Origin of the sequence: Mycobacterium colombiense, from assembly GCF_003284975.1 — a bacterium.
GTDB lineage: Bacteria > Actinomycetota > Actinomycetes > Mycobacteriales > Mycobacteriaceae > Mycobacterium > Mycobacterium europaeum_A.
The window spans coordinates 1-25,530 of the sequence record NZ_QMEU01000041.1; the positions used below are offsets into that span (position 1 = coordinate 1).

Here is a 25,530-nt window from a genome sequence, read left to right on the forward strand (position 1 = left end):
GAGGCACGCTGACCGGCAGGCCGGCCGGCATCGCCGGCATGTTGACCTGCGCCTGCGGAAGCTGCGGAGCCGGCGGAGTGGCCGGTGCCGCGGGTGCCGACAGACCCGGGATCGTCGGGAGGCCCGGGATCGACGGAGCGGCCGGAGCGGCGGGACCCGCAGCCGCCGGCTGCGCACCCGTCAGGCCCTGGATCATCCCCGGGATGCCGCCGGTCGCCGAAGACGGCGCGGCGGGCGTCGCCGACTGCGCCAGCCCCGGAAGGAAGGGGTTGGCCGCCGGAGAAGGCACCTGGGCGGCGGGGCTGGTCGGCGAGGTCAGTCCGGGAATCGACGGAAGACCCGCCGCCGGAGCCGCCGGCGTTGCCGGCGAGGTGGCCGCCGGGACACCCGGGAAGCTGATGCCCGGAGTGGCCGGAGCCGCCGGTGGCGTGGCGCCGAGTGCGGTCGCGAGGTTCTGCAGGATCTGCGGTGCGTTGGCCGCAGAACTGATCAGCTGTTGCGGAATGTTCGGCATGGCCGGGGCCGGCACCGGATCGGCGTGGGCGATACCGCCCGTCAATAGCGCTGCGGACGAACCGACCACGACGGCGGCTGCACGCATGTAATTCCAGATGGTTGGCATGACTCTCCCTGATTGATCGATTACAGGTTCGGCGCTGAAGTTACTTTGATGCGGATGGGACTCAAGTGACACGTGTGGCATTTATGAACTCGTTACGGATACGAGTGAGACCGGTGACCGAACGCGCGAAATGGGCGCTCCTAGGGGTGATGTGCGGCCCGACGGCGCCGCGCCGCCCCGTCGTGCTCGCTAAAGTCGGGCGGATAGACACCACCTCGGCCGCTCCGGCGGCACCCCATGCGCAGCGGTTGGCGAGTCTGCTTGCCGCGGCCGCGCCGATGCTGCTCATGGCGAGCATCGCCGCGCGGCTGGCCTGGACGTACCTGGCCCCCAACGGCGCGAACTTCGTCGACCTGCACGTGTACCTCGGCGGATCCGCCGCCATCGACCACCCCGGCAGCTTGTACAGCTACGTCTACGCCGACCAGACGCCCGACTTCCCGCTGCCGTTCACCTACCCCCCGTTCGCGGCCGTCGTCTTCTACCCGCTGCACCTGGTGCCGTTCGGACTGGTGGCCTTCCTGTGGCAGATCGCCACCATGGCGGCGCTGTACGGCGCGATCCGGCTCAGCCAGCGCCTGATCGGCATGCCCGCCGGCGCCACCGGCCGGCGTGTCGCGATGCTGTGGACGGCGGTCGCCATCTGGATCGAGCCGTTGCGCAGCACCTTCGACTACGGACAGGTCAACGTGTTGCTGATGACCGCGGTGCTGTGGGCGGTGTGCAGCACACGGTGGTGGCTGTCGGGGTTGTTGGTCGGCGTGGCGGCCGGGATCAAGTTGACCCCCGCGATCTCCGGCCTCTATCTGGCCGGCGCGCGCCGGTGGGGTGCCGCGGTGTTCTCGGCCGTCGTTTTCGTTGCGACCATTGGGATTTCGGTCCTGGTCGTCGGCGATCAGACGCGCTACTACTTCACCGACCTGCTGGGCGACGCCCACCGGGTGGGCCCCATCGCGACGTCGTTCAATCAGTCCTGGCGCGGGGGCATTTCGCGGATCGTGGGCCACGACGTGGGATTCGGGCCGCTGCTGGTGGCGGCCCTTGCCGTCACCGCGGTGCTGGCCGTGTTGGCCTGGCGCGCCCTGGATCCCGCCGATCGGCTGGGCAGGCTCTTGGTGGTCGAGCTGTTCGGGCTGCTGCTCTCACCGATCTCCTGGACCCATCACTGGGTGTGGCTGGTGCCCCTGATGATCTGGGCGATCCACGGGCCGGTGCGCGAGCAACCGGGAGCGCGCATCGTCGGCTGGGGCTGGCTGGCCCTCACGGCGCTCGGCGTCCCGTGGTTGCTGAGCTTCGCCCAACCGACGATCTGGCAGATAAGCCGCCCGTGGTATCTGGCCTGGGCCGGGTTGATCTACATCCTCGCTACGGTGGCGACGCTGATCTGGATCGCCACCACCCGCGCGCCGCGCCGCGGGGGCCGCGCCGAGCGTCACCCCGGCGCGAAGGCCGACAACGCGCGTCCCGCCGGCGTGAGCGCCGACGCAGGCGAGGGCGCAACGACTAGCTGTCGACGATGCCGTTGATGTCGCGGGCCATGTCGATGTCGTTTTGGGTGATGCCGCCCTCGGAGTGCGTGACAAGTGCGAAAGTGACTGTCCGCCAACGAATGTCGATGTCCGGGTGATGGTCCTTGCTCTCGGCGTGCTCGCCCACCCGGCGGACGGCGTCGATGCCGGCCAGGAAACTCGGAAATTTGATCGAGCGGCGCAGGGCGCCGTCGGCCCGCTCCCATCCATCCAGCTCGGGCAGCGCGGCGTCCACTTGCTCGTCCGTTAACACGGCCATAGGGGACTCGTCCTCTCGGATTACGGGTTGATCGAGGGGCGGCTTGACCTCCCCGCGAAGGTGGTCAGCTACGAGGCTACGGCGGGGGTGCCCGGTGTTTGGGTCTTCTGGTCCAGCGCCACCACGACGCCCGGGGCCGGCAGGCTCTGTCGTTGCTGGTAGGCGGACTCCAGGCTGGCGGGAACCCCCTGGAGATCGCGGGCGACGCCCATCAATTCTTCCAGAATCATGATCCGTTGCTGATTCGCCTCGTCCATCGCCCGGTGCGCTCGCTCGTCGAATTCGTGAGCTTTCTGCTTCGCGTCCGCGAGCAGCTGCTCACGGTCGTGCTGGGCCTGCTGCCACGCCTCATCGATCAACGACTGGGCTTCGTTTCGCATCCCGGCGAGGTCGGCGTCGAGCTTTCTCCTGGTCTCCTCACATTCGGCTTCGAGCGCCTTTCGCTGCGCGGCCATGTGCTCCAACAACTCTCGGTGTTCTCGGCGCGCGGCCTCCACCTCGGCCGCGGCATCCGCGAGCAGGGCATCCGCCTCGGCGCGGGCCTCGGCCTGCATCCGGGAGACCTCGTCGAGGGCACGCCGCAGCAGCTTCGCCATCCGATGTTGCATCGCGTAGGGCGTCGGTGACGTGTCCGACAGGGCGGCGACCTCATCTTTGAGGCAGGCGACCTCGATCCGCAGCGCGGCCGCTCCGTTGCTGGATTCGTCTCGCTGGGACCGCAGGTTCAGGACTTCGTCGATCAGCAACTTCTCCTTGGCGAGCAACGCCTCGATGTAGGGGTCGACCAGAGCCGGGTCATAGCCCCGAAAGATTCGAGTGAACGACTTGGTGGGTTCGGTGATCATTGCCAACTCCCCTCATTGGAAGTGCCTGTAGTGGTCGTGACCGACTAGGGTCGAGTATTCCACGGCTGCGCCCAAACCGTAAGAGAGCCGTTGTGTCCCAAGGGAATTCGACCGATTTGTCGGCCCCAATGGCTGTCCGCGCGCCATTTTGCCGCCGGGGGTCCCATCGCCGTTGCCGCGAGGGCGGCACGGCGTCGGCCATCGCATCCGGTCCCGAACTCGTCGGGATCCCGACGGCGTTCCGAGCGGTGGGCGCGTCGCAACCGCCGTATACCGTGACTGGCCATGCCGACCCAGATCGTCGTCGCCGGTGCCCTCATCCGCGACGCCAAGGTCTTGGTGGCACAACGCGTCCGTCCGCCGGAGCTGGCCGGCCGTTGGGAGCTGCCCGGCGGCAAGGTCGGGCCCGGCGAAACGGAGCGCGACGCGCTGGCCCGCGAGTTGGCCGAGGAGCTGGGGCTTGGGGCGCGCGACGTCGCGGTGGGCGGCCGACTCGGCGACGACATCGTGGTCGACGGCGGGTTCACGCTGCGCGCCTACCGCGTGCGCCTGGTCCGGGGCGAACCCGACGCGCGCGACCATCGGGCGTTGCGCTGGATCACCGCCGCTGAGCTGCACGATCTGGACTGGGTGCCGGCCGATCGCGGCTGGCTGGCGGACCTGACCGCAGCTCTCTAGGAGCTAGCTCGTAACAAGTCCACAGAGTTCCGGCAGCTTATGTACAGCCGCGTTGCAGGTCCTCGCAGTGAACTGAATAGAACAATATGACTTGTAATAACGACGCCACACGAAGCTGCCTGGATGTGCGTGCCGATAGCGAGCCGAATGCGTGTTCAGACCGTGCCGTCGCGACCGCGGTGCTCCGACGGCAGGCTTTGCACTGCACCAAAACCACTGCTCATGACGCCTTTTCCGAACGATCGCCCGCGCACGGCGAACCGGATTTCATCCCCCACCCAGACCTATGCTGGTGCTGTATCGCCGCCCAGCCCGCGGGCCCGACATGCCGAGCGCTGAGCCGATCCGAGCTGGTGCTGGCGGGCGGATCAGTGGGCTGACTGCCAAACACGACGCACGTGGGGTCGAACGCACGGCCCGGCGACGAGGCGCGACGCTACCGAATCGGAGGAGTACCTCTTGACTGTCACACCTCACATCGGCGGAGTGCTCGAGGAACTCCTGGAGCGCAGCGGGCGGTTCTTCACCCCCGGCGAGATCTCGGCCGACCTGCGCACGGTCACCCGGGAGGGCGGCCGTGAAGCCGACGTGTTCTACCGCGACCGGTGGAGCCACGACAAGGTGGTTCGCTCGACGCACGGGGTGAACTGCACCGGATCGTGCTCGTGGAAGATCTACGTCAAGGACGGGATCATCACCTGGGAGACCCAGCAGACCGACTACCCGTCGGTGGGCCCGGACCGACCCGAGTACGAGCCGCGCGGCTGTCCCCGTGGCGCGTCGTTCTCGTGGTACAGCTACTCGCCCACCCGGGTGCGCTACCCCTACGCCCGCGGCGTGCTGATCGAGATGTACCGCGAGGCCAAGGCGCGCCTCGGCGACCCGGTGCTGGCCTGGGCCGACATCCAGGCCGATCCCGAACGACGTCGTCGCTATCAGCGGGCCCGCGGGAAGGGCGGGCTGGTTCGGGTCACCTGGGCCGAGGCCACCGAGCTGATCGCCGCGGCCCACGTGCACACCATCAAGGCCTATGGACCGGATCGGGTCGCCGGATTCTCTCCGATTCCGGCGATGTCGATGGTGTCCTACACCGCGGGCTCGAGGTTCTTCGAGCTGATCGGCGCCCCCATGACGTCGTTCTACGACTGGTACGCCGACCTGCCGGTCGCCTCGCCGCAGGTCTTCGGCGACCAGACCGACGTGCCCGAATCCGGGGACTGGTGGGACGCAGCGTATTTGATGATGTGGGGCTCCAACGTCCCGATCACCCGCACGCCCGATGCGCACTGGATGGCCGAGGCGCGCTACCGCGGCACCAAGGTGGTGACCGTCAGCCCGGACTACGCCGACAACACCAAGTTCGCCGACGAGTGGATGCCCTGTGCGGCCGGCACCGACGGTGCGCTGGCCATGGCGATGGGCCACGTCATCCTCTCGGAATGCTATGTGCAAAAGCAAGTTCCGTTCTTCACCGACTATTCCCGGCGCTACACCGACCTGCCGTTCCTGATCAAGCTCGAAGAGCGCGGCGACATGCTGGTGCCGGGAAAGAACCTCACGGCGGCCGATCTCGGGGAGGCAGTCGAGAACGCCGCACTCAAGCCCGCGGTGCTCGACCAGATCACCGATTCGGTCGCGGTGCCGCACGGCTCGCTGGGATTCCGGTACGGCGAGTCGGGTGTCGGAAAGTGGAACCTCGACCTGGGCGACCTGACGCCCGCGCTCAGTGTGCGAGACACTAAAGGACGCAACGGAGATGACGACACCGCGCTCGTTCACCTGCCCAGCTTCGACACCGTCGACGGCGAGGGCACGACGGTGGCGCGCGGCGTCCCGGTGCGCCGGATCGACAAGCACCTGGTGTGCACCGTCTTCGACCTGATGCTCGCCCAGTACGGGGTGGCACGCCCCGGCCTGCCCGGCGAATGGCCCACCGGCTACGACGACGCCACCCAGCAGAACACCCCGGCGTGGCAGGAGGCGATCACCGGCGTGTCGGCCGCCCAGGCCATCCGGGTGGCAAGGGAATTCGCGCACAGCGCCGAGGAATCCGGCGGCCGCTCCATGATCATCATGGGTGGCGGCATCTGTCACTGGTTCCACAGCGACGCGATCTACCGGGCGGTGCTGGCGCTGCTGATGCTGACCGGATCGATGGGCCGCAACGGCGGCGGCTGGGCCCACTACGTCGGCCAGGAAAAGGTGCGCCCGCTCACCGGATTCCACACGATGGCGATGGCGACCGACTGGGTGCGCCCGCCGCGGCAGGTGCCTGGCGCCTCCTATTGGTACGCACACACCGACCAGTGGCGCTACGACGGATACGGCGCGGACAAGCTGGCCAGCCCGGTGGGGCGGGGCAGGTTCGCGGCCAAGCACACCATGGACCTGCTGGCATCCGCGGTGGCGATGGGGTGGAGCCCGTATTACCCCCAGTTCGACCGATCCAGCCTGGACGTCGCCGACGAGGCGCGCGCCGCCGATCGCGACGTCGCCGACTATGTCGCCGAACAACTGGGCCAGCGCAAGCTCAAGCTCGCTGTGACCGATCCCGACAACCCGGTCAATTGGCCACGGGTGCTTACGGTTTGGCGGGCCAACCTGATCGGCTCGTCGGGAAAGGGCGGCGAATACTTCCTGCGCCATCTGCTTGGCACCGATTCCAACGCCTCGGCGCTGCCGCCGGAGGACGGCGTGCGGCCCACCGGCGTAACGTGTGAGGGCGACATTCCCGAGGGCAAGCTCGACCTGATGATGTCGATCGACTTCCGGATGACCTCGACGACGCTGGTGTCCGACATCGTGCTGCCGGCGGCAACCTGGTACGAGAAGGCCGACATCTCCAGCACGGACATGCACCCCTACGTGCATGCGTTCAGCGCCGCGACCGATCCGCCCTGGGAAACCCGTTCGGACTTCGACGCTTTCGGTGCGATCGCGCGCGCCTTCAGCGCCATGGCCAAGGACCATCTGGGCACCCGCACCGACGTGGTGCTCAGCGCGCTGCAGCATGACACCCCGGACGCGATGGCCTATCCCGACGGCACCGAATCCGATTGGCTGCACTCGGGTGCGACGCCGGTGCCCGGCCGGACGATGGGCAAGCTCACCGTGGTGGAGCGCGACTACGGCGCCATCTACGACAAGTGGCGGACCCTGGGTCCGCTGGTGGACAAGTTCGGCCTGACCACCAAGGGCGTCACGGTGCACCCGTTCCGTGAGGTCGAGGAGCTGGCCGCCAAGTTCGGTGTGCTCAATTCCGGTGTGGCAGCGGGTCGTCCAGCCGTCACCACCGCGTCCCGAATGGCCGACGTGCTGCTGTTGCTGTCCGGCACGACCAACGGGCGGCTGGCGGTCGAGGGGTTCCACGAGCTGGAGAAGCGGACCGGTCAGCGGCTGGTGCACCTGGCCGAGGGCAGCGAGGACAAGCGCATCAGCTACGCCGATACCCAGGCCCGTCCCGTTCCGGTGGTCACCAGCCCGGAATGGTCCGGCAGCGAAACGGGTGGGCGTCGCTACGCGCCGTTCACCATCAACATCGAAAACCTCAAGCCGTTCCACACCCTGACCGGGCGGATGCACTTCTATCTGGCCCACGACTGGGTCGAGGAACTCGGCGAGCACCTGCCGGTGTTCCGCCCGCCGCTGGACATGGCGCGCCTGTTCGGCCAGCCAGAGCTGGGCCCGACGCCGGACGGCAATGGCGGCATCGGGCTCACGGTGCGCTACCTGACGCCGCACTCGAAGTGGTCGTTCCACTCCACCTATCAGGACAACCTCTACATGCTCTCGTTGTCCCGCGGTGGCCCGACGATGTGGATGAGCCCGGGCGATGCGGCGAAAATCAATGTGCGCGACAACGATTGGGTCGAAGCCGTGAACGTCAACGGCATCTACGTGTGCCGGGCGATCGTCTCGCACCGGATGCCCGACGGCGTGGTGTACGTCTACCACGTCCAGGAACGCACGGTGGACACCCCGCGCTCCGAGACCAACAACAAGCGCGGCGGCAACCACAACGCTCTGACCCGGGTCCGCATCAAGCCCAGCCACCTGGCCGGCGGTTACGCACAGCACGCGTTCGCGTTCAACTACCTGGGTCCGACCGGCAACCAGCGCGACGAGGTCACGATCGTCCGTCGTCGTAGCCAAGAGGTGGTGTACTGACATGAAGGTCATGGCTCAGCTGGCGATGGTGATGAACCTCGACAAGTGCATCGGCTGCCACACGTGCTCGGTCACCTGCAAGCAGGCGTGGACCAATCGCCCCGGCACCGAGTACGTGTGGTTCAACAACGTGGAAACCCGTCCCGGACAAGGCTATCCGCGCACCTACGAGGACCAGGAGCGCTGGCGCGGCGGGTGGATTCGCGACAAGAAGGGCCGGCTGCGGCTACGCGACGGCGGGCGGCTGCAAAAACTGCTGCGCATCTTCGCCAATCCGAAGCTGCCGGTCATCGGCGACTACTACGAGCCCTGGACCTACGACTACGAGAACCTGACCACCGCCCCCGCGGGTGACACCTTCCCGACCGCCGCGCCCCGAAGCCTGATCAGCGGTGAGCCGATGAAGGTTTCGTGGGGACCGAACTGGGACGACAACCTGGCCGGGTCGCCGGAGATCCTGGCCGGGGACCCGATCCTGAAGAAGGTCAGCGAAGAGGTCAAGCTCTCGCTCGAAGAGACCTTCATGTTCTACCTGCCCCGGATCTGCGAGCACTGCCTCAACCCGTCCTGCGTGGCGTCGTGCCCGTCCGGCGCGATGTACAAGCGCAGCGAGGACGGCATCGTGCTGGTCGACCAGGACCGCTGTCGCGGCTGGCGGATGTGTGTGTCCGGATGTCCTTACAAGAAGGTCTATTTCAACCACAAGAACGGCAAGGCCGAGAAGTGCACGCTGTGTTATCCGCGGATGGAGGTCGGGCTGCCGACCATCTGCTCGGAGACCTGTGTGGGGCGGCTGCGCTACCTGGGCGTGGTCCTCTATGACGTCGACCGGGTGCTGGAAGCCGCGTCGGTGGAAAAGGACACCGATCTCTATCCGGCGCAGTGCGAGATCCTGCTCGACCCGCACGATCGGGACGTCATCGCCGGTGCGCGCGCCGAGGGGATTTCCGACGAGTGGATCGAGGCCGCCCAGCGTTCCCCGGTGTACGCGCTGATCCACACCTACCAGGTGGCGCTGCCGCTGCACCCGGAATACCGGACCATGCCGATGGTTTGGTACATCCCGCCGCTCTCGCCGGTGGTCGACGCGGTCAGCCGCGACGGCCACGACGGGGAAGACCTCGGCAACCTGTTCGGTGCGCTGGACGCGCTGCGCATTCCGATGCAGTACCTGGCCGAACTGTTCACCGCCGGCGACACCGCCGTGGTCGAAGGCGTGTTGCGCCGGCTTGCGGCGATGCGCTCCTACATGCGCGACATCAACCTCGGGCGTGAAACCCAGCCGCACATCCCGCATTCGGTCGGCCTGACCGAAGAAGAGATCTACGAGATGTACCGGCTGCTGGCCATTGCGAAATACGAAGAGCGCTATGTGATTCCGACCGCGTTCGCGCCGCAGGCCCGAGACCTCGAGGAGATGGCGGGCTGCTCGTTGACCGGCGACGGCGGGCCGGGCATGTACGAGTCCGATCCGGTGCCGGTGTCAGTAGAGACCTTCCACACCCTCAAGCAGCGCGGTGCGGACCCCGGCAACGGGCGGCGGTCGACGCGGGTGAACCTGCTCAACTGGGACGGCGGTCAGGTGCCCGCCGGCATGTTCCCCGAAGGGCGGCAGCGATGAAGCTGCTTTCGGCGCTGCGCGAGCGCTCCACCACCCGCGCGATGCAGGATCGCCTGGTGTGGCAGGCGGCCTCCCTGCTGCTGGCCTACCCCGACGACGGGTTGGCCGGGCGCCTGGACACCGTCGAGGAGCTGCTGAGCCATGTCAGCGGTCCGTCGGCGACGCTGCTGGGGCGCACGGTCGCGGCGCTGCGAGCGGTCGAGCCGATGACCGCGGCGATGGACTACGTCGCGACGTTCGACATGCGCCGGCGCGCCACCATGTACCTGACCTACTGGACGGCGGGGGATACCCGCAACCGCGGCCGGGAGATGCTGGCGTTCGCCACCGCCTACCGCGAGGCGGGGGTGCAGCCGCCGGGCGGTGAGGCGCCCGATCATCTGGCCGTGGTGCTCGAATTCGCCGCCACCATCGATCCCGACGCCGGGCGGCGACTGCTGAGCCGGCACCGCGTGCCGATCGACGTGCTGCGCGGCGCACTGGCCGACGCCGCGTCGCCCTACGAACCGGCGGTGGCGGCGGTCTGCGAGACCCTGCCGGACGCGACCGATCAGGAAGTTCGCCGCGCCGAGCGCCTGGCCCAAGCCGGGCCGCCAGCGGAAGCCGTTGGCCTGCAACCGTTTACCTTGACCGTGCCACCCCGCAAAGGATCGCCAAGTGTTTAGCAACGTCCTGTTCTGGGACATCGCGCCCTACGTCACGCTGTCGGTGCTGATCGTGGGCACCTGGTGGCGCTACCGGTACGACAAATTCGGCTGGACCTCGCGGTCGTCGCAGATCTACGAGTCGCGACTGCTCAGCATCGCCAGCCCCATCTTTCATTTCGGCATCCTGGCGGTGTTCGCCGGACACGTGATGGGCCTCTTCATTCCGCCGAAGGTCACCCAGATGATGAAGATGAGCGACCACTTCTATCATCTGCAGGCGGTCATCGCCGGGTCGATGGCCGGCGTCGCGACGCTCGTCGGCATCGGGTTACTGATCTACCGGCGGTTCACCCGCCCGGCGGTCTCCATGGCCACCAGCCGCAGCGACAAGGTGATGTACACGGTGCTGGTGCTGGCGATCGTGGTGGGCCTGTACTGCGACCTGATCGGCACCGGCCCGCACGGCGGGGAGTTCCACTACCGCTACACGGTCGGCTTGTGGTTCCGCCGGATCTGGATCCTGCAACCGCACGGCGAGGTGATGGTCAACGCGCCGCTGGACTACCAGTTGCACGCCCTGATCGGCATGGTGTTGTTCACGCTGTGGCCGTTCACCCGGCTGGTGCATGTGTTCAGCGCCCCGGTCGTCTACCTGTTCCGGCCCTACATCGTCTACCGCAGCCGCGAGGCGGCGGGTAAGGGTCAACTCGTCGGCACGGCGCCGCGCCGGCGGGGCTGGTAAGGGACCGGCGCAGCGCGCCCGGTCACCAGCCGGTTCGGTAGCCGGTTCGCTTTGAAAGGCCCCCGCTGCCACAATCACCGACGTGCTATTTCGCAACGTCGCCATCGTCGCCCACGTCGACCACGGAAAGACCACCCTGGTCGACGCGATGCTGCGGCAGTCGGGCGCGCTGCACCACCGCGGGGACGACGCCGTCGAGCGCCTGATGGACTCCGGGGACCTGGAGAAGGAAAAAGGCATCACGATCCTGGCCAAGAACACGGCCGTGCATCGCAAGAATGCGGACGGAACGACGACCGTCATCAACGTCATCGACACGCCCGGCCACGCCGACTTCGGCGGCGAGGTGGAGCGCGGCCTGTCGATGGTGGACGGGGTGTTGCTGCTGGTCGACGCCTCGGAGGGGCCGCTGCCGCAGACCCGGTTCGTGCTGCGCAAGGCCCTGGCCGCCCACCTTCCGGTGATCCTGGTCGTCAACAAGACGGACCGGCCGGACGCCCGGATCTCCGAGGTCGTCTCGGAAAGTCACGACCTGCTGCTCGACGTGGCCTCCGACCTCGACGAGGAAGCGCAGAAGGCCGCCGAGCACGCCCTGGACCTGCCGACGCTGTACGCCTCGGGTCGGGCGGGCATCGCCAGCACCACCGAGCCGGCCAATGGCGAGAACCCCGAGGGCGACAACCTCGATCCGCTGTTCGACGTCCTGCTCGAGCACATCCCGCCGCCGCAGGGCGATCCCGAGGCGCCGCTGCAGGCGCTGGTCACCAACCTCGACGCCTCGGCCTTCCTCGGCCGGCTCGCGCTGATCCGCATCTACAAGGGCCGGATCCGCAAGGGCCAGCAGGTCGCCTGGATGCGCGAGGTGGACGGGCATCCCGTCATCACGAACGCCAAGATCACCGAACTGCTGGTGACCGAGGGGGTGGAACGCACGCCCACCGACGAGGCCATCGCCGGCGACATCGTCGCCGTCGCGGGCATTCCGGAGATCATGATCGGCGACACGCTGGCCGATCCGGACCACGCGCACGCGCTGCCGCGCATCACCGTCGACGAGCCCGCCATCTCGGTGACCATCGGCACCAACACCTCGCCGCTGGCCGGCAAGGTGAAGGGGCACAAGCTGACCGCGCGCATGGTGAAGTCGCGCCTGGACGCCGAGCTCGTCGGCAACGTCTCGATCAAGGTCGTCGACATCGACCGGCCCGACGCCTGGGAGGTGCAGGGCCGCGGCGAGCTCGCGCTGGCGGTGCTCGTCGAGCAGATGCGCCGCGAGGGCTTCGAGCTCACCGTCGGCAAGCCCCAGGTGGTCACCCAGACGATCGACGGCAAGCTGCACGAGCCCTTCGAGGCGATGACCATCGACTGCCCCGAGGAATTCGTCGGCGCCATCACCCAGCTGATGGCCGCCCGCAAGGGGCGCATGGAAGAGATGACCAACCACGCGGCGGGCTGGGTCCGGATGGACTTCATCGTCCCCAGCCGCGGCCTGATCGGGTTCCGCACCGACTTCCTCACGCTGACCCGCGGCACCGGGATCGCCAACGCGGTGTTCGACGGCTACCGGCCGTGGGCGGGGGAGATCCGCGCCCGCCACACCGGCTCGCTGGTCTCCGACCGCGCGGGCACCATCACCCCGTTCGCCATGATCCAGCTCGCCGACCGCGGCCAGTTCTTCGTCGAGCCGGGCCAGGACACTTACGAGGGCATGGTCGTCGGAATCAACCCGCGCGCAGAGGATCTCGACATCAACGTCACCCGCGAAAAGAAGCTGACCAACATGCGGTCGTCGACCGCCGATGTCATCGAAACGCTGGCCCGCCCGCTCGAACTCGATCTCGAGCAGGCCATGGAATTCTGCGCGCAAGACGAATGCGTCGAGGTGACCCCGGAGATCGTGCGGGTGCGCAAGGTCGAGCTGGACGCCACCGCCCGGGCCCGCAGCCGGTCGCGCGCCAAGGCGCGGGGTTAACACCGGGGTGGTCGGACGGGCTGCTGTGCGGTTGCTCGATACCCTGATCAGCGTGCCGAGACGAGTCCGCCGTTGGTTCATGGTGCTGGGCGGACTGATCTTTTTGGTCGGACTCGTGCTCTCGGCCTGTACGGTCAACCCGCCGCCGGCGCCGCAGAGCACCGATACGCCGCACAACTCCGTGCCGCCGCCACCGCGGGTCAGCGAGATCATCATGGGCATCGACTCGATCGGGGCCGGCTTCAACCCACACCTGCTGTCCGACCTGTCCCCGGTGAACGCGGCGATCAGCGCGCTGGTGCTGCCGAGCGCCTTCCGGCCGGTCCCCGACCCCAACATGCCGACCGGTTCCCGCTGGGAGATGGACCCGACCCTGCTGGTGTCGGCCGAGGTGACCAGCCAGAACCCGTTCACGGTGACCTACAAGATCCGGCCGGAGGCGCAGTGGACCGACAACGCGCCGATCGCCGCCGACGACTTCTGGTACCTGTGGCACCAGATGGTCAGCCAGCCCGGGGTCGCCGACCCGGCCGGGTACGACCTCATCACCGGCGTGCAGTCCCTGGAGGGCGGCAAGCAGGCGGTGGTCACCTTCGCCGAACCGTATCCGGCGTGGAAGGAGTTGTTCAGCAACATCCTTCCGGCCCACATCGTCAAGGACGTGCCCGGCGGTTTCGCCGCGGGTCTGGCCCGGGCGCTTCCCGTCACGGGCGGCCAGTTCCGGGTGGAAAGCATCGATCCGCAGCGTGACGAGATCCTGGTGGCCCGCAACGACCGCTACTGGGGACCGCCGGCCAAACCCGCGCTCATCTTGTTCCGCCGCGCCGGTGCGCCGGCCGCGCTCGCCGATTCCGTGCGCAACGGCGACACCCAGGTGGCGCAGGTGCATGGCGGTTCGGCAGCCTTCGCGCAGCTGTCCGCCATCCCCGACGTCCGGACCGCCCGGATCGTGACGCCGCGCATCATGCAGCTCACGCTGCGGGCCACCGAACCCAAACTGGCGGACACGCAAGTCCGTAAGGCGATCCTGGGGCTGCTCGACGTCGACCTGCTCGCGGCCGTCGGCGCCGGTAGCGACAACACCGTCACCCTGGACCAGGCCCAGATCCGGGCGCCGAGCGACCCGGGCTACGAGCCGACCGCGCCACCGGCGATGACGACCCCGGCGGCGCTGGCGTTGCTGGAGGGGGCCGGCTACAAGGTCGACCCCAACACTTCGGCTTCGGCGGCGCCGCCGCCATCAGCCCCGCCGAACACCGGGCCGCCCGAGGTCATCCGCGGCCGGATCAGCAAAGACGGCCAACAACTCTCACTGGTGATCGGGGTGGCGGCGAACGATCCCACCTCCGTCGCGGTGGCCAACACCGCCGCCGACCGCCTGCGCAACGTCGGCATCGCCGCGACCGTCCTGGCGCTGGACCCGGTCACCCTCTATCGCGACGCGCTGAACGACAACCGGGTGGACGCGATCGTCGGCTGGCATCAGGCGGGTGGCAACCTGGCGACGCGGCTAGCCTCCCGATACGGTTGTCCCGCACTGGAATCCACCCAAGTGCCGATCTCCAACGGGCCGGCACCCGCGCCGTCGGCCCCCGCCGGTCCCACGCCGTCCAGCGGGGCGCCCGCCACGCCGACGACGCCGACGACCACGCCGCCGCCCAGCCGCCCGGCCGATCCCAACGCCCTGGTGCAGGCGCCGTCGAATCTCACCGGGATCTGCGATCGCAGCATCCAGTCGAACATCGACGCCGCGCTGGCCGGCACCAAGAACATCAACGACGTGATCACCGCGGTCGAACCGCGCTTGTGGAACATGGCCACCGTGCTGCCGATCCTGCAGGACACCACGATCGTCGCGGCCGGCCCGAGCGTGCAGAACGTCAGCCTGTCCGGTGCGGTACCGGTCGGCATCGTCGGCGACGCCGGCCAATGGATCAAGACGGGGCCATAACGCCCGCGCGGTCAATCGGCGGGACGCGCCCCGCGCGGCGGGATCACGGTGTCGACGATGAGCGCCAGCTCGCGCCGGTTCGGCGGCGACCCGTTCAACAGGAAGTGCTGGTTGATCAGAGCCGACCCGATGCGCGCGGTGAGCGGGGTGACCGTCGTCGGGTCGAGGTCACCGTCGTCAATGGCCGCCTGCAGGATCGATTCCACGATTTGCATGCGCGGCCGCACCACCGCGTCGGCGAAGATGGCCCGCATCTCGGGCTCGTGCAACAACTGATGGATGACGTCCAGGCCCGGGAAGCCGGTCTTTCCGGCCAGCAGGTCGCGCTGCGCGGTGAACATCGCCAGCAGGTTCTCCCTGGCCGACCGGCCGGAACGCAGCTCGGGCAGCGGCGGTAGCGCGAACACTAAAGCGGCGTGCACCAGCTCGCACTTGGTGTCCCAGCGCCGGTACAGGGCGGCCTTGCCGGTATGGGCGCGCGCCGCGATGCCCTCCATGGTCAGGCTGCCGTAACCGACCTCGGTCAGCTCGGCCAGGGTGGCCTCGTACAGGGCGCGTTCGAGGACCTCGCCGCGCCGGCGGCTTCGGCTGCCGGTCTGGTCTGCGTCCGTGAGCTGGGGCACTCCTTGATAGTAGCCGTGCGCGTTCCTACCTGCCGCTTACCGGTGGGTAGCCGGCGAACTGCCCGAATCGTCGCGGCTGCCGGTAGGGTGCCGTCCATGCCTGAGACGCCGCGGCTGCTGTTCGTCCACGCGCACCCCGACGACGAAAGCCTCGGCACCGGCGCCACCATCGCCTACTACGCCGCCCGCGGTGCCGATGTCCGCGTGCTCACCTGCACGCTGGGCGAGGAGGGCGAGGTGATCGGTGAGCGATGGGCCGAACTGGCCGTCGATCGCGCGGACCAACTCGGCGGCTACCGGATCGGAGAATTGACCGCCGCGCTGCTTGCGCTGGGCGTGGGCGAGCCGCACTACCTCGGCGGCGCCGGCCGGTGGCGCGATTCGGGGATGCGCGGCACGCCGGCGCGGCACCGGCAACGCTTCATCGACGCCGACGACCGCGAGACCGTCGGCGCGCTGGTGGCCGTCATCCGCGAGCAGCGCCCACACGTCGTGGTGACTTACGACCCGGCCGGCGGCTACGGCCATCCCGATCACGTTCACGCGCACCGCATCACGGTCGCCGCCGTGGCGGCGGCGGCTCCCGGAGCCGGCGCCGCCGACTTTCCCGGCGAGCCCTGGGCGGTGCCGAAGTTCTACTGGTCGGTCTTCGCGACGAGCGCCTTCGAGGCGGCCATGGACGCGCTGACGCCCGAGGATCTGCGGCCCGAATGGTCGATCCCGTCGAAGGAGGAGTTCACCTTCGGCTACGCCGACGAGGACATCGACGCCGTCGTCGAGACCGGCCCGGAGGCCGTGGCCGCCAAGCGGGCGGCGCTCGCCGCGCACGCCACCCAGGTGGTGGTCGGGCCGACCGGCCGCGTCTGCGCGCTGTCGAACAACGCGGCGATACCGATCCTGGGGCAAGAGCACTACGTCCTGGTCGGCGGCGCGGCGGGGGAGCGCGACGGGCGGGGCTGGGAAACGGACCTGCTCGCAGGGCTTGAGTTTCCGCCGGCCCCGACGCGGTAGGCTGCCAATCAGGCAGCCACGGAAGGAATTCGCATGGACCCCGACCTGGACCCTAATCAGCAACACTGGCAGGACCGGCTGGACAGCCTGCAGTGGGTTATCGGCTCCATCATGTCCAACTTCGACAGCGTCCCGACCTGACCGAAACCAAGCCACGCGTCGCCTCCGTTGACGACAGCGGCGCGACCGACCCCGCGATCCGGTTCGTCGTATTGGCCCTCTTGGCGGTCGACGGGGTGCTCTCCGCACTTGCCGGGGCCCTGCTGCTGCCTCTCTATATCGGGTCGGTCCCGTTTCCCATCAGCGGACTGATTTCCGGACTGGTCAACGCGGCGCTGGTGTGGGCCGCCGGCCGCTGGACCCGCTCGCCCCGGTTGGCGGCGTTGCCGTTGTGGACGTGGCTGCTGACCGTGGCGGTGATCAGCATGGGTGGCCCGGCCGACGACGTGATCCTGGGCGGCCGCGGCCTGATGGCCTACGCGGCCTTATTGCTGCTGGTCCTGGGGGTGGTACCGCCGGTCTGGGTGCTGTGGCGGCGCGGGCAGGGCGTCTGACGGTCGGCCGGGATGTCGCCCGCTTGCCGACGCGGGGGTGCCGCTACTGTTGACTGTTGCCCATACGGGACCCGCCAACGGGTGCCACGATTTCACATGTTGGGACGCGCGGATGAAATTCGATCGTGGGGAAGTTACACCAAGGTGCTGTTGACTCCGGGCGAGGAGCCTACCGCTCTGCCCAACCCTGTGGTGCCGGCCAAGGTTTCTCCGGAAGCCCCGCCTAAGGCCGGTGCATCGGCGTTGCGGCGGGTGCTGCGACGGGCTCGAGACGGCGTCGCGCTGAACGTCGACGAGGCCGCGGTCGCCATGACCGCGCGCGGCGCGGACCTCGCTGACCTGTGTGCCAGCGCGGCCCGGGTGCGCGATGCGGGTCTGGAGTCGGCCGGGCGGCGCGGCCCGGGCGGCGGCCTGCCGATCACCTACTCGCGCAAGGTTTTTATCCCGGTCACTCACCTGTGCCGAGACACCTGCCACTACTGCACCTTCGTCACCGTCCCGGGCAAGCTGCGCGCCCAGGGCGCCGGCATGTATCTCGAGCCCGACGAGATCCTCGACATCGCCCGCCGCGGTGCCGAACTCGGTTGCAAGGAAGCGCTATTCACCCTCGGCGACCGGCCCGAGGATCGCTGGCCGGAGGCCGTCGAGTGGCTGAGCGAACGCGGTTATGACTCCACGCTGTCCTACGTGCGCGCGATGGCGATCCGGGTGCTCGAAGAGACCGGGCTGCTGCCGCACCTGAACCCCGGTGTGATGAGCTGGTCGGAGATGGCCCGGCTCAAGCCGGTGGCCCCCTCGATGGGCATGATGCTCGAGACGACGTCACGGCGGCTGTTCGAGACGAAAGGGCTTGCGCACTACGGCAGCCCGGACAAAGACCCGGCCGTGCGGCTGCGCGCCCTGACCGATGCGGGCCGGTTGTCGATCCCATTCACCACCGGCCTGCTGGTCGGCATCGGCGAGACGCTCGCCGAGCGCGCCGACACCTTGCATGCGATCCGCAAGGCGCACAAGGAGTTCGGTCACGTGCAAGAGGTGATCGTGCAGAACTTCCGGGCCAAGCAACACACCGCGATGGCCGCCGTTCCCGACGCCGGCATCGAGGATTACCTGGCGACGGTGGCGGTCGCGCGCCTGGTCCTCGGCCCCGGGATGCGGATTCAGGCGCCGCCCAACCTGGTGTCGCGCGACGAGTGCCTGGCGCTGCTCGGCGCCGGGGTCGACGACTGGGGCGGGGTGTCGCCGCTGACGCCCGACCACGTCAACCCCGAGCGGCCGTGGCCGGCGTTGGACGACCTGGCCGCCGTCACCGCCGAAGCCGGTTACGAGCTGGTCCAGCGGCTGACCGCGCAGCCGAAATACGTGCAGGCTGGCGCGGCGTGGATCGACCCGCGGGTGTCCGGACACGTTGCGGCGCTGGCCGATCCGGCGACCGGTCTGGCGCGCGACGTCAACCCGGTGGGGCTGCCCTGGCAGGAGCCCGACGACGTCGGCTCCTCGGGCCGGGTCGACCTCAACGCGGCCATCGACAGCGAGGGCCGCAACACCGAGACCCGCAGCGACATCGACAGCGCCTTCGGCGACTGGGAATCGATCCGCGCGCACGTCCACGAGCTGGCCGCGCAGGGCGCCAAAGCGCCAGAACGCCTGGACACCGATGTGCTGGCCGCGCTGCGGTCCGCCGAACGCGACCCCGCCGGCTGCTCCGACAGCGAATACCTGTCACTGGCCACCGCCGACGGCCCCGCGCTGGAAGCGGTTGCCGCGCTCGCCGATACGCTGCGCCGCGAAGCCGTGGGCGACGACGTCACCTTCGTGGTGAACCGCAACATCAACTTCACCAACATCTGCTACACCGGTTGCCGGTTCTGCGCGTTCGCGCAGCGCAAGGGCGACGCCGACGCGTACTCGCTGTCCACCGAGGAGGTTGCCGACCGCGCGTGGGAGGCGCACGTGCAGGGCGCCACCGAGGTGTGCATGCAGGGCGGCATCGACCCCGAGTTGCCGGTCACCGGCTACGCCGACCTGGTCCGCGCGGTCAAGGCGCGGGTGCCGTCGATGCACGTGCACGCGTTTTCCCCGATGGAGATCGCCAACGGGGTCACCAAGAGCGGCTTGAGCATTCGCGAGTGGCTGATCAGCCTGCGCGAAGCGGGCCTGGACACCATTCCGGGCACCGCCGCCGAGATCCTGGACGACGAGGTGCGCTGGGTGCTGACCAAGGGCAAGCTGCCCACGTCGCTATGGATCGAAATCGTCAGCACCGCTCACGAGGTGGGGCTGCGGTCGTCGTCGACCATGATGTACGGCCACGTCGACAGCCCGCGGCACTGGGTCGGCCACCTCAACGTGCTGCGCGACATCCAAGACCGCACCGGCGGTTTCACCGAGTTCGTGCCGTTGCCGTTCGTGCACCAGAGCTCACCGCTGTACCTAGCCGGTGCGTCGCGTCCCGGACCGACCCATCGGGACAACCGCGCCGTGCACGCGCTGGCGCGAATCATGTTGCACGGCCGCATTTCCCAGATCCAGACCAGCTGGGTCAAGCTCGGCGTCGAGCGCACGCAGGTGATGCTGCGCGGCGGCGCCAACGATCTGGGCGGCACGCTGATGGAGGAGACCATCTCCCGGATGGCCGGTTCGGAGCACGGCTCGGCCAAGACGGTGGCGGAGCTCGTCGCGATCGCCGAGGGCATCGGCCGCCCGGCGCGGCAGCGCACCACCGACTACACGACGCTGGCCGCCTAATTCGCCTTCTTGTCGGCGCCGTCGGGTATACCGGGGGTCGTGAAGCGACAGATTGACGACGATCGATTCCCCGAGTGGCGGCCGTTCGCGGATGCGGTGCGCCGGCACGGACCCGACGCCGGCACCTGGTGTGAGGCCTGGACGGTGCGCGACATCGTCGTCCACCAGGCCGGAAACGCCGAAGAGCTCGCGCGGGTGCTCGCCGCCCACCTGGACGGCCAGCCCGTCGCCACCCGCGGCTTCGAGGAACGCGAAGGGCCTTTGCGCGCCCTGAACGACGCGGACCTGTGGGACGCCCTGCTGGACCGGATGGCCACCCTCACCGAGGTCGCGGTGGCGGCCGAAGCGCTGCCCGCCGACACCGACGTCGCCTGGACCGGGCGCACCATGAAGGTGCCCTGGTTCGCCGAGCACATGCGTGAAGAGTTGGTCCTGCACAGCTGGGACATCACCGGGGACGAACCGGCCGCCCAGGCCCAACTGGCCGAGCCGTGGATGACCACGCACAGCGTGCTCGCGGTGGGCAGGCCGCTGCTGGTGAAGGGCGCCAAGCAGCTGAAACCCGGCGAGCGCATCGACGCCCGGCTACGCGCCGACGGCACCGACGACGTCGTGCTGGCCGCGGACTCGGATCAGATCACCATCGGGCTCGCCGAGCCGGACGGCCCGGCCACCCTGGAGACCGACGCGGCCGCGCGCGTGCTGCTGCTGTGGGGCCGGCGGCCCGCCGATCCGTCACGCATCCGCAGCCGCGTCGGACCGGAGACCCTGGGGCGCGTGCGCCGCCTGCTCGGCGGCTACTGAACCGCTTCGTGCGAAGCGATCGGCTCAGTAGTTGTTACAGGTGACCGCGACCTGGTTGATGTCGTCGTAGTACTTCTGCGCCGACGGCATGGCCTGGATCTGCTGGGCCATCTGCTGACGCTTCGGCGGCGGCGAGGCCAGGAAGTTGCGGATGTAGGACTGAGCCACCGGCGACGAGTTCAGCTGTTGGGCAGCTGCCGGGTCGGTCGCGTTCAGCGCCGCGATGACCTGCCCGTAGTTGCAGGTGGTGTTGATGATCGCGTCGGTGGGATCCGCGGACGCGATCCCGGCCGCGGCGCTCAACGCCACCGCCGCGCTGCCAACCGCAACGCCCAATTTGCTCAACGACAGCCTCATGTGTGGACACCTTCCCCAGTTAATGCACCGCTATCACGGCGAGAACATCTGCCCAGCGGTTGCCGTCTTTGAAGTTGAGATTACCAGGCCCCGCGAGCGTGCCTGCAACACAACGGACATCGCACGCCACCGCCCGGGCGTTACTCTTAGCAGGTCAGCGGCTTGTCAGCGGTGTTCGCCATCGGCGAAACGGGGGCCGGTCACAGGCTCCGAGACTGTCGGTCTTAAATCGGTATTTCGACAGGCGCGCCAAATGGTTGACCTGTATCTGCAACGTCTAGTATCAGTAACCGAAAGCTTCACCGGATGCGGTCGGACGCGCGCCGGTGCGAGCTGAACAGCAGCCCGCAGTTGAGCCCATCAGATGGCAGCCCATCAGATGGCTTAGTACATGGAGGAGACGTCTGTGACGTACACGATCGCCGAACCCTGTGTCGACATCAAGGACAAAGCCTGTATCGAGGAGTGCCCCGTCGACTGCATCTATGAAGGCGCTCGGATGCTCTACATCCACCCCGACGAATGCGTCGACTGCGGGGCGTGCGAGCCGGTGTGCCCCGTCGAAGCGATCTACTACGAAGACGATGTACCGGACCAGTGGAGCCAGTACACGCAGATCAACGCCGACTTCTTCGCCGAGCTGGGATCGCCCGGCGGCGCGGCCAAGGTCGGCTTGACGGAGAACGACCCGCAGGTCGTTAAGGATCTGCCGCCGCAGGGCGAGGGCGACTGAGCGGCCCGGTGCCCCACCAGCTCAAAAAGCGCCGGCCGGCGGTGTCGGCGGCCCTGCCGGAGTTTCCGTGGGACACGCTGGCCGACGCGAAGGCGCTTGCCGGCGCCCACCCGGGCGGCATCGTCGACCTCTCGGTCGGCACCCCGGTTGACCCCGTAGCCCCGGTGATCCAGGAGGCGCTGGCTGCCGCCGCGTCGGCGTCGGGCTATCCCGCCACGGCCGGCACCGCCCGGCTGCGCGCATCGGCGGTCGCCGCGCTGGACCGCCGGTTCGGCATCACCGGGCTCCGCGAGGCGGCCGTGCTCCCGGTGATCGGCAGCAAGGAGCTCATCGCCTGGCTGCCCACGCTGCTGGGCCTGGGTCCCGCGGACGTCATCGTGGTGCCCGAGCTGGCGTATCCGACCTATGACGTCGGGGCCCGGCTGGCCGGGGCGCGGGTGCTGCGCGCGGATTCGCTGACCCAGCTGGGTCCGCAATCGCCGTCGTTGTACTACCTGAACTCGCCGAGCAACCCGACCGGACGTGTCCTGGGCGTCGATCACCTGCGCAAGGTGGTCGGCTGGGCCCGCGACCGGGGCTGCCTGGTGGCCTCCGACGAGTGCTATCTGGGGCTGGGTTGGGACGACCAGCCGCTGTCGATCCTGCACCCTTCGGTCTGCGACGGCGACCACACCGGTCTGCTCGCGATCCACTCCCTGTCGAAGAGCTCGTCGCTGGCCGGCTACCGGGCCGGTTTAGTCGCCGGGGACCCCGAGCTGGTCGAGGAGTTGCTGGCCGTGCGCAAGCACGCCGGGATGATGGTGCCCACGCCGGTGCAGGCGGCCATGGTGGCGGCCCTCGACGACGACGCCCACGAGCTGGCGCAGCGGGAGCGCTACGAGCGGCGCCGCGCTGCCCTGCTGCCCGCGCTGCGCTCGGCCGGCTTCACCGTCGACCATTCCGAAGCCGGCCTGTACCTGTGGGCCACCCGCGGCGAGCCATGCCACGACAGCGTCGCCTGGCTGGCGCGGCGCGGCATCCTGGTGGCGCCGGGTGATTTCTACGGCCCGCGCGGTGCGCGGCACGTGCGGGTGGCGCTGACCGCCGCCGACGAGCGGATCGCCGCCGCCGTGCAACGACTCGCGTAGCGGGCGATCCGGCCCGGCCTTTCCGCACCGCCCGGCCCCCCGGACGGCGGCGAGCGTGCACAATGCATCTTCAGGCGTTCCACGTTCTCGACCTCGGGTAAGGACGGTGCTCGTGACCAGTTCGACCGGCAAGCTGCGCATCCCGCTCTCGCTGGGGGACATCGCCAAGCGGGTGTTCCTGGGCAAGCCGCTGATCACCGAGGACATCGCATCCGAGAAGTTGTCGAATCAGGTTGCGCTGGGGGCGCTTTCGCCCGACGCGGTGTCCTCGGTGGCGTACGGCCCCGAGCAGATCCTGATCGAGCTGTTACCGCATGCGGGGCTGGCCGCCTTCCTGCTGTTGCTGCCCATCACCGGCGTGATCCTGCTGATCTTGGTGCTGGTGGCCGCCTCGTATCGGCAGGTGGTCATGGCCTACACCCGGGCGGGCGGCTCTTATATCGTCGCGCGCGACAATTTCGGACCGCGGGTCGCGCAGATCGCTGCCGCGGCGCTGCTGATCGACTACGTGGTCACGGTCGCCGTGCAGTCGGCGGCGGGGACCGTCGCGGTGGTCTCGGCGATCCCCGCGCTGGGCCCCTACAGCCTCGAACTCACCGTCGCCGTGGTGCTTCTCATCTGCTACGCCAACCTGCGCGGCCTCAAGGAGGCGGGATTGCCGTTCGCGGTGGCCACGTATTCCTTCGTCGTCATGGTCGGCCTGACCATCGTGGTCGGCGTCGTGCGCGCGGTCATCGGAAACCTGCCGATCTACGACCCCACGCATATGGCCGGGACCGTCCCGGTGCACCAGGGCGACGGGCTGGTGCTGGGAGCCACGATCTTGGTGCTGCTGCGTGCGTTCGCCAACGGTGGTTCGTCGCTGACCGGGGTCGAGGCGATCTCCAATACGGTCGAGTACTTCCGAAAGCCCCAGGGGCGCAACGCTCGCCGAGTGCTGACCGCGATGGCGACCATCCTCGGCCTGCTGCTGGCGGGCGTCGCCTACCTGGCCCACGTCACCCACGCCACGCCGTACCTGACCGAGTACCCGTCGGTCCTGTCGCAGATCGGCCGGGCCGTCTTCGGCAACGGCGTTGTCGGCGACGTCTGCTACGTCCTGGTGCAAGCGGCAACGGCCGCCATCTTGTTCACCGGCGCCAACACCAGCTTCAACGGCTTTCCGGCGCTGGCCAGTTTCGTCGCCGAGGACCGCTTCCTGCCCAGGCAGCTCACGAAACGTGGCCACCGCCTGGTGTTTTCGAACGGGATCATCACGCTGACGGCGCTGTCGGTCGCGTTGCTGGTGGCCACCGGCGGGTCGGTGAACGCGCTGGTGCCGTTTTACGCGATCGGGGTGTTCACCGGGTTCTCGATGGCCGGCTACGGCATGACCAAACACCATCTGACGCATCGGGAACCGGGCTGGCGACGCCGGCTGGCGATCAACCTGTCCGCGGCGGTGCTGTCGACGATCGTGGTGGGCATCTTCGCGGTGGCGAAATTCACCGAGGGCGCCTGGCTGGTGGTCATCGTGTTCCCGCTGCTGGTATTCATGCTGACCCGGCTCAACCGCGAATACCGGGCCGAGGCGGCCATTCTCGAGATGTTCCGCACCGATCGCCCGGAGCTGGTGAAGTACGCGCGGCACCGGGTGTTCGTGTTCGTCGACTCGGTCGATCTGGCGGTGATCGAGGCGCTGCGCTACGGCAGGGGGTTGCGGGCCGACGAACTGATCGCGGTGCATTTCATGGTCGACCCGGCCCACGCCGCGCTGCTGCGAAAGCGTTGGGACCATTTCGAACTCGACACCCCGCTGCGCATCGTGGACTGCCCGGACCGTCGGATCAGCCGGGCCGCGCAGCTGCTGGTCGCCAAGGCGCGTGATGAGAACGCGCGTACCAATGTGACGGTGCTGCTGCCGCGGCGAACCTTCGCCCGGCTGCTGGGGCGCGTGCTGCACGACCGCACCGCCGACAAGATCTCGCGAGCGGTCAGCCTCATTCCCGACGCCGCGGCGACGATCGTGCCCTACGACGTCGAATCGCGGATCAGGGAGGCCTACCCCGACACCTTGGAGCAGCGGATCGGGCAGGGGATCGACAAGCTCGAGGCGTGGGTGTCCCAGGACGAGGACCGGAAGGTCGACGCCTACGAACACCCGCAGCGACCGCGATCGGTGGTCATGGTGGCCGGCCTGATCTCCGGGCAGCGCGCCAGCGTCGAAGGTCGGGTCAGCGAGGTCGAAGACGTCACCACCCGAGGCCGCACTCACCGGCAGGTCGTCATCGGGGACAGCACCGGCGAAATGACCGTCACCTTTCGTCCGGGCCACGGCGGCGCCGACATCCAGCCCGGTCAGGTGCTGCGGATCACCGGGAAGGCCCGCCAGACCGGCACCCGGGCCATCTCGATGGTCGATCCGGCCTATCAGGTCATCGAGGACCCCGCGAACGACACCGAGTCCGAAGAGTCCGAAGAGACCAGCGACACGTAGCGACCCGCCGAATCATGAATTGCCGTGTGGGTGAGGCGGTTCGATGACTCCACCGGCCGGCTGT

General features: G+C 68.7%; 20 protein-coding genes. 15 read left to right on the forward strand and 5 right to left on the reverse strand.

Going from position 1 to position 25,530, the window contains the following annotated elements; translation table 11 throughout:
* On the reverse strand, window positions 1–622 hold a 622-nt coding region (locus tag DQP58_RS14665), incomplete at its 3' end, for a hypothetical protein (RefSeq protein ID WP_205869432.1).
* 149 nt (window positions 623–771) lie between these two features.
* On the opposite strand from DQP58_RS14665, the gene DQP58_RS14670 reads away from it, so the two are divergent.
* Complete coding sequence (locus tag DQP58_RS14670; RefSeq protein WP_205869433.1) at window positions 772–2,148, forward strand: mannosyltransferase; 1,377 nt, start codon at window positions 772–774, stop codon at window positions 2,146–2,148.
* On the opposite strand, the gene DQP58_RS14675 is transcribed toward DQP58_RS14670, so the two are convergent.
* On the reverse strand, window positions 2,126–2,410 hold the full coding sequence (locus DQP58_RS14675; RefSeq protein ID WP_066868689.1) for a 4a-hydroxytetrahydrobiopterin dehydratase: 285 nt from the start codon (window positions 2,408–2,410) through the stop codon (window positions 2,126–2,128). The genes DQP58_RS14670 and DQP58_RS14675 overlap by 23 nt on opposite strands.
* A gap of 68 nt (window positions 2,411–2,478) precedes the next feature.
* On the reverse strand, window positions 2,479–3,255 hold the full coding sequence (locus DQP58_RS14680) for a cell division protein DivIVA (protein ID WP_112709062.1): 777 nt from the start codon (window positions 3,253–3,255) through the stop codon (window positions 2,479–2,481).
* Window positions 3,256–3,540: 285 nt separating this feature from the next.
* Between DQP58_RS14680 and DQP58_RS14685 the strand changes: the two genes are divergently transcribed.
* From DQP58_RS14685 to DQP58_RS14715, 7 genes are all read left to right on the forward strand, one after another.
* A complete protein-coding gene (locus DQP58_RS14685; protein ID WP_112709063.1) occupies window positions 3,541–3,933 on the forward strand; it encodes a (deoxy)nucleoside triphosphate pyrophosphohydrolase in 393 nt (130 codons plus the stop codon).
* Window positions 3,934–4,392: 459 nt separating this feature from the next.
* Window positions 4,393–8,100, forward strand: coding sequence for a nitrate reductase subunit alpha (locus DQP58_RS14690; protein WP_112709064.1), 3,708 nt, complete (start codon window positions 4,393–4,395; stop codon window positions 8,098–8,100).
* A 1-nt stretch (window position 8,101) separates the two neighbouring features.
* Entirely contained in the window at window positions 8,102–9,721 is a 1,620-nt protein-coding gene (gene narH, locus DQP58_RS14695; protein ID WP_112709065.1) for a nitrate reductase subunit beta, read from the forward strand.
* Window positions 9,718–10,386 carry a nitrate reductase molybdenum cofactor assembly chaperone gene (narJ, locus tag DQP58_RS14700; protein ID WP_112709066.1) on the forward strand — a complete coding sequence of 223 codons (669 nt, stop codon included), beginning with the start codon at window positions 9,718–9,720 and terminating at the stop codon, window positions 10,384–10,386. The genes narH and narJ overlap by 4 nt, the downstream gene beginning before the upstream one ends.
* Window positions 10,379–11,110 (forward strand): respiratory nitrate reductase subunit gamma, encoded by a 732-nt coding sequence (narI, locus tag DQP58_RS14705; RefSeq protein WP_066868677.1) that lies wholly within the window; start codon window positions 10,379–10,381, stop codon window positions 11,108–11,110. The genes narJ and narI overlap by 8 nt, the downstream gene beginning before the upstream one ends.
* A gap of 82 nt (window positions 11,111–11,192) precedes the next feature.
* Window positions 11,193–13,082 carry a translational GTPase TypA gene (gene typA / locus DQP58_RS14710; protein ID WP_067139499.1) on the forward strand — a complete coding sequence of 630 codons (1,890 nt, stop codon included), beginning with the start codon at window positions 11,193–11,195 and terminating at the stop codon, window positions 13,080–13,082.
* Between the two features lie 46 nt (window positions 13,083–13,128).
* Window positions 13,129–15,033, forward strand: a complete 1,905-nt coding sequence (locus tag DQP58_RS14715) for an ABC transporter family substrate-binding protein (RefSeq protein WP_165827877.1) — start codon at window positions 13,129–13,131, stop codon at window positions 15,031–15,033.
* A gap of 11 nt (window positions 15,034–15,044) precedes the next feature.
* Here DQP58_RS14715 and DQP58_RS14720 read toward each other — a convergent pair whose 3' ends face one another.
* The gene (locus DQP58_RS14720) at window positions 15,045–15,656 is read right to left on the reverse strand and encodes a TetR/AcrR family transcriptional regulator (RefSeq protein ID WP_112709068.1); all 612 of its coding nucleotides are present in this window, start codon (window positions 15,654–15,656) and stop codon (window positions 15,045–15,047) included.
* Window positions 15,657–15,752: 96 nt separating this feature from the next.
* On the opposite strand from DQP58_RS14720, the gene mshB reads away from it, so the two are divergent.
* The 4 genes from mshB (at window position 15,753) to DQP58_RS14740 (ending at window position 20,773) form a co-directional block, all read left to right on the forward strand.
* A complete protein-coding gene (mshB, locus tag DQP58_RS14725) occupies window positions 15,753–16,667 on the forward strand; it encodes an N-acetyl-1-D-myo-inositol-2-amino-2-deoxy-alpha-D-glucopyranoside deacetylase (protein ID WP_112709069.1) in 915 nt (304 codons plus the stop codon).
* Window positions 16,668–16,759: 92 nt separating this feature from the next.
* Complete coding sequence (locus DQP58_RS14730) at window positions 16,760–17,221, forward strand: hypothetical protein (protein WP_112709070.1); 462 nt, start codon at window positions 16,760–16,762, stop codon at window positions 17,219–17,221.
* Window positions 17,222–17,317: 96 nt separating this feature from the next.
* Window positions 17,318–19,969, forward strand: coding sequence for a bifunctional FO biosynthesis protein CofGH (locus DQP58_RS14735; RefSeq protein ID WP_430916065.1), 2,652 nt, complete (start codon window positions 17,318–17,320; stop codon window positions 19,967–19,969).
* Window positions 19,970–20,008: 39 nt separating this feature from the next.
* A complete protein-coding gene (locus DQP58_RS14740; protein WP_112709071.1) occupies window positions 20,009–20,773 on the forward strand; it encodes a maleylpyruvate isomerase N-terminal domain-containing protein in 765 nt (254 codons plus the stop codon).
* Window positions 20,774–20,797: 24 nt separating this feature from the next.
* On the opposite strand, the gene DQP58_RS14745 is transcribed toward DQP58_RS14740, so the two are convergent.
* Window positions 20,798–21,130: a hemophore-related protein gene (locus DQP58_RS14745; RefSeq protein ID WP_066866235.1), complete on the reverse strand. Its 333-nt coding sequence runs from the start codon at window positions 21,128–21,130 to the stop codon at window positions 20,798–20,800.
* 406 nt (window positions 21,131–21,536) lie between these two features.
* Between DQP58_RS14745 and fdxA the strand changes: the two genes are divergently transcribed.
* The 3 genes from fdxA to DQP58_RS14760 all read left to right on the forward strand — a co-directional run bounded on the left by fdxA (window position 21,537) and on the right by DQP58_RS14760 (window position 25,466).
* On the forward strand, window positions 21,537–21,863 hold the full coding sequence (gene fdxA, locus DQP58_RS14750; protein ID WP_003875467.1) for a ferredoxin: 327 nt from the start codon (window positions 21,537–21,539) through the stop codon (window positions 21,861–21,863).
* Window positions 21,864–21,904: 41 nt separating this feature from the next.
* Window positions 21,905–22,990 (forward strand): succinyldiaminopimelate transaminase, encoded by a 1,086-nt coding sequence (dapC, locus tag DQP58_RS14755; RefSeq protein WP_112709078.1) that lies wholly within the window; start codon window positions 21,905–21,907, stop codon window positions 22,988–22,990.
* Window positions 22,991–23,102: 112 nt separating this feature from the next.
* Window positions 23,103–25,466, forward strand: a complete 2,364-nt coding sequence (locus tag DQP58_RS14760) for an APC family permease (RefSeq protein WP_112709079.1) — start codon at window positions 23,103–23,105, stop codon at window positions 25,464–25,466.
* Window positions 25,467–25,530 lie beyond the last annotated feature (64 nt).

Coding starts and splice junctions, on each gene's coding strand:
- DQP58_RS14670 (WP_205869433.1), top strand. CDS start 772: ATGTGCGGCCCGACGGCGCCGCGCCGCCCCGTCGTGCTCGCTAAAGTC.
- DQP58_RS14675 (WP_066868689.1), bottom strand. CDS start 2,410: ATGGCCGTGTTAACGGACGAGCAAGTGGACGCCGCGCTGCCCGAGCTG.
- DQP58_RS14680 (WP_112709062.1), bottom strand. CDS start 3,255: ATGATCACCGAACCCACCAAGTCGTTCACTCGAATCTTTCGGGGCTAT.
- DQP58_RS14685 (WP_112709063.1), top strand. CDS start 3,541: ATGCCGACCCAGATCGTCGTCGCCGGTGCCCTCATCCGCGACGCCAAG.
- narH (WP_112709065.1), top strand. CDS start 8,102: ATGAAGGTCATGGCTCAGCTGGCGATGGTGATGAACCTCGACAAGTGC.
- narJ (WP_112709066.1), top strand. CDS start 9,718: ATGAAGCTGCTTTCGGCGCTGCGCGAGCGCTCCACCACCCGCGCGATG.
- mshB (WP_112709069.1), top strand. CDS start 15,753: ATGCCTGAGACGCCGCGGCTGCTGTTCGTCCACGCGCACCCCGACGAC.
- DQP58_RS14735 (WP_430916065.1), top strand. CDS start 17,318: ATGTTGGGACGCGCGGATGAAATTCGATCGTGGGGAAGTTACACCAAG.
- DQP58_RS14745 (WP_066866235.1), bottom strand. CDS start 21,130: ATGAGGCTGTCGTTGAGCAAATTGGGCGTTGCGGTTGGCAGCGCGGCG.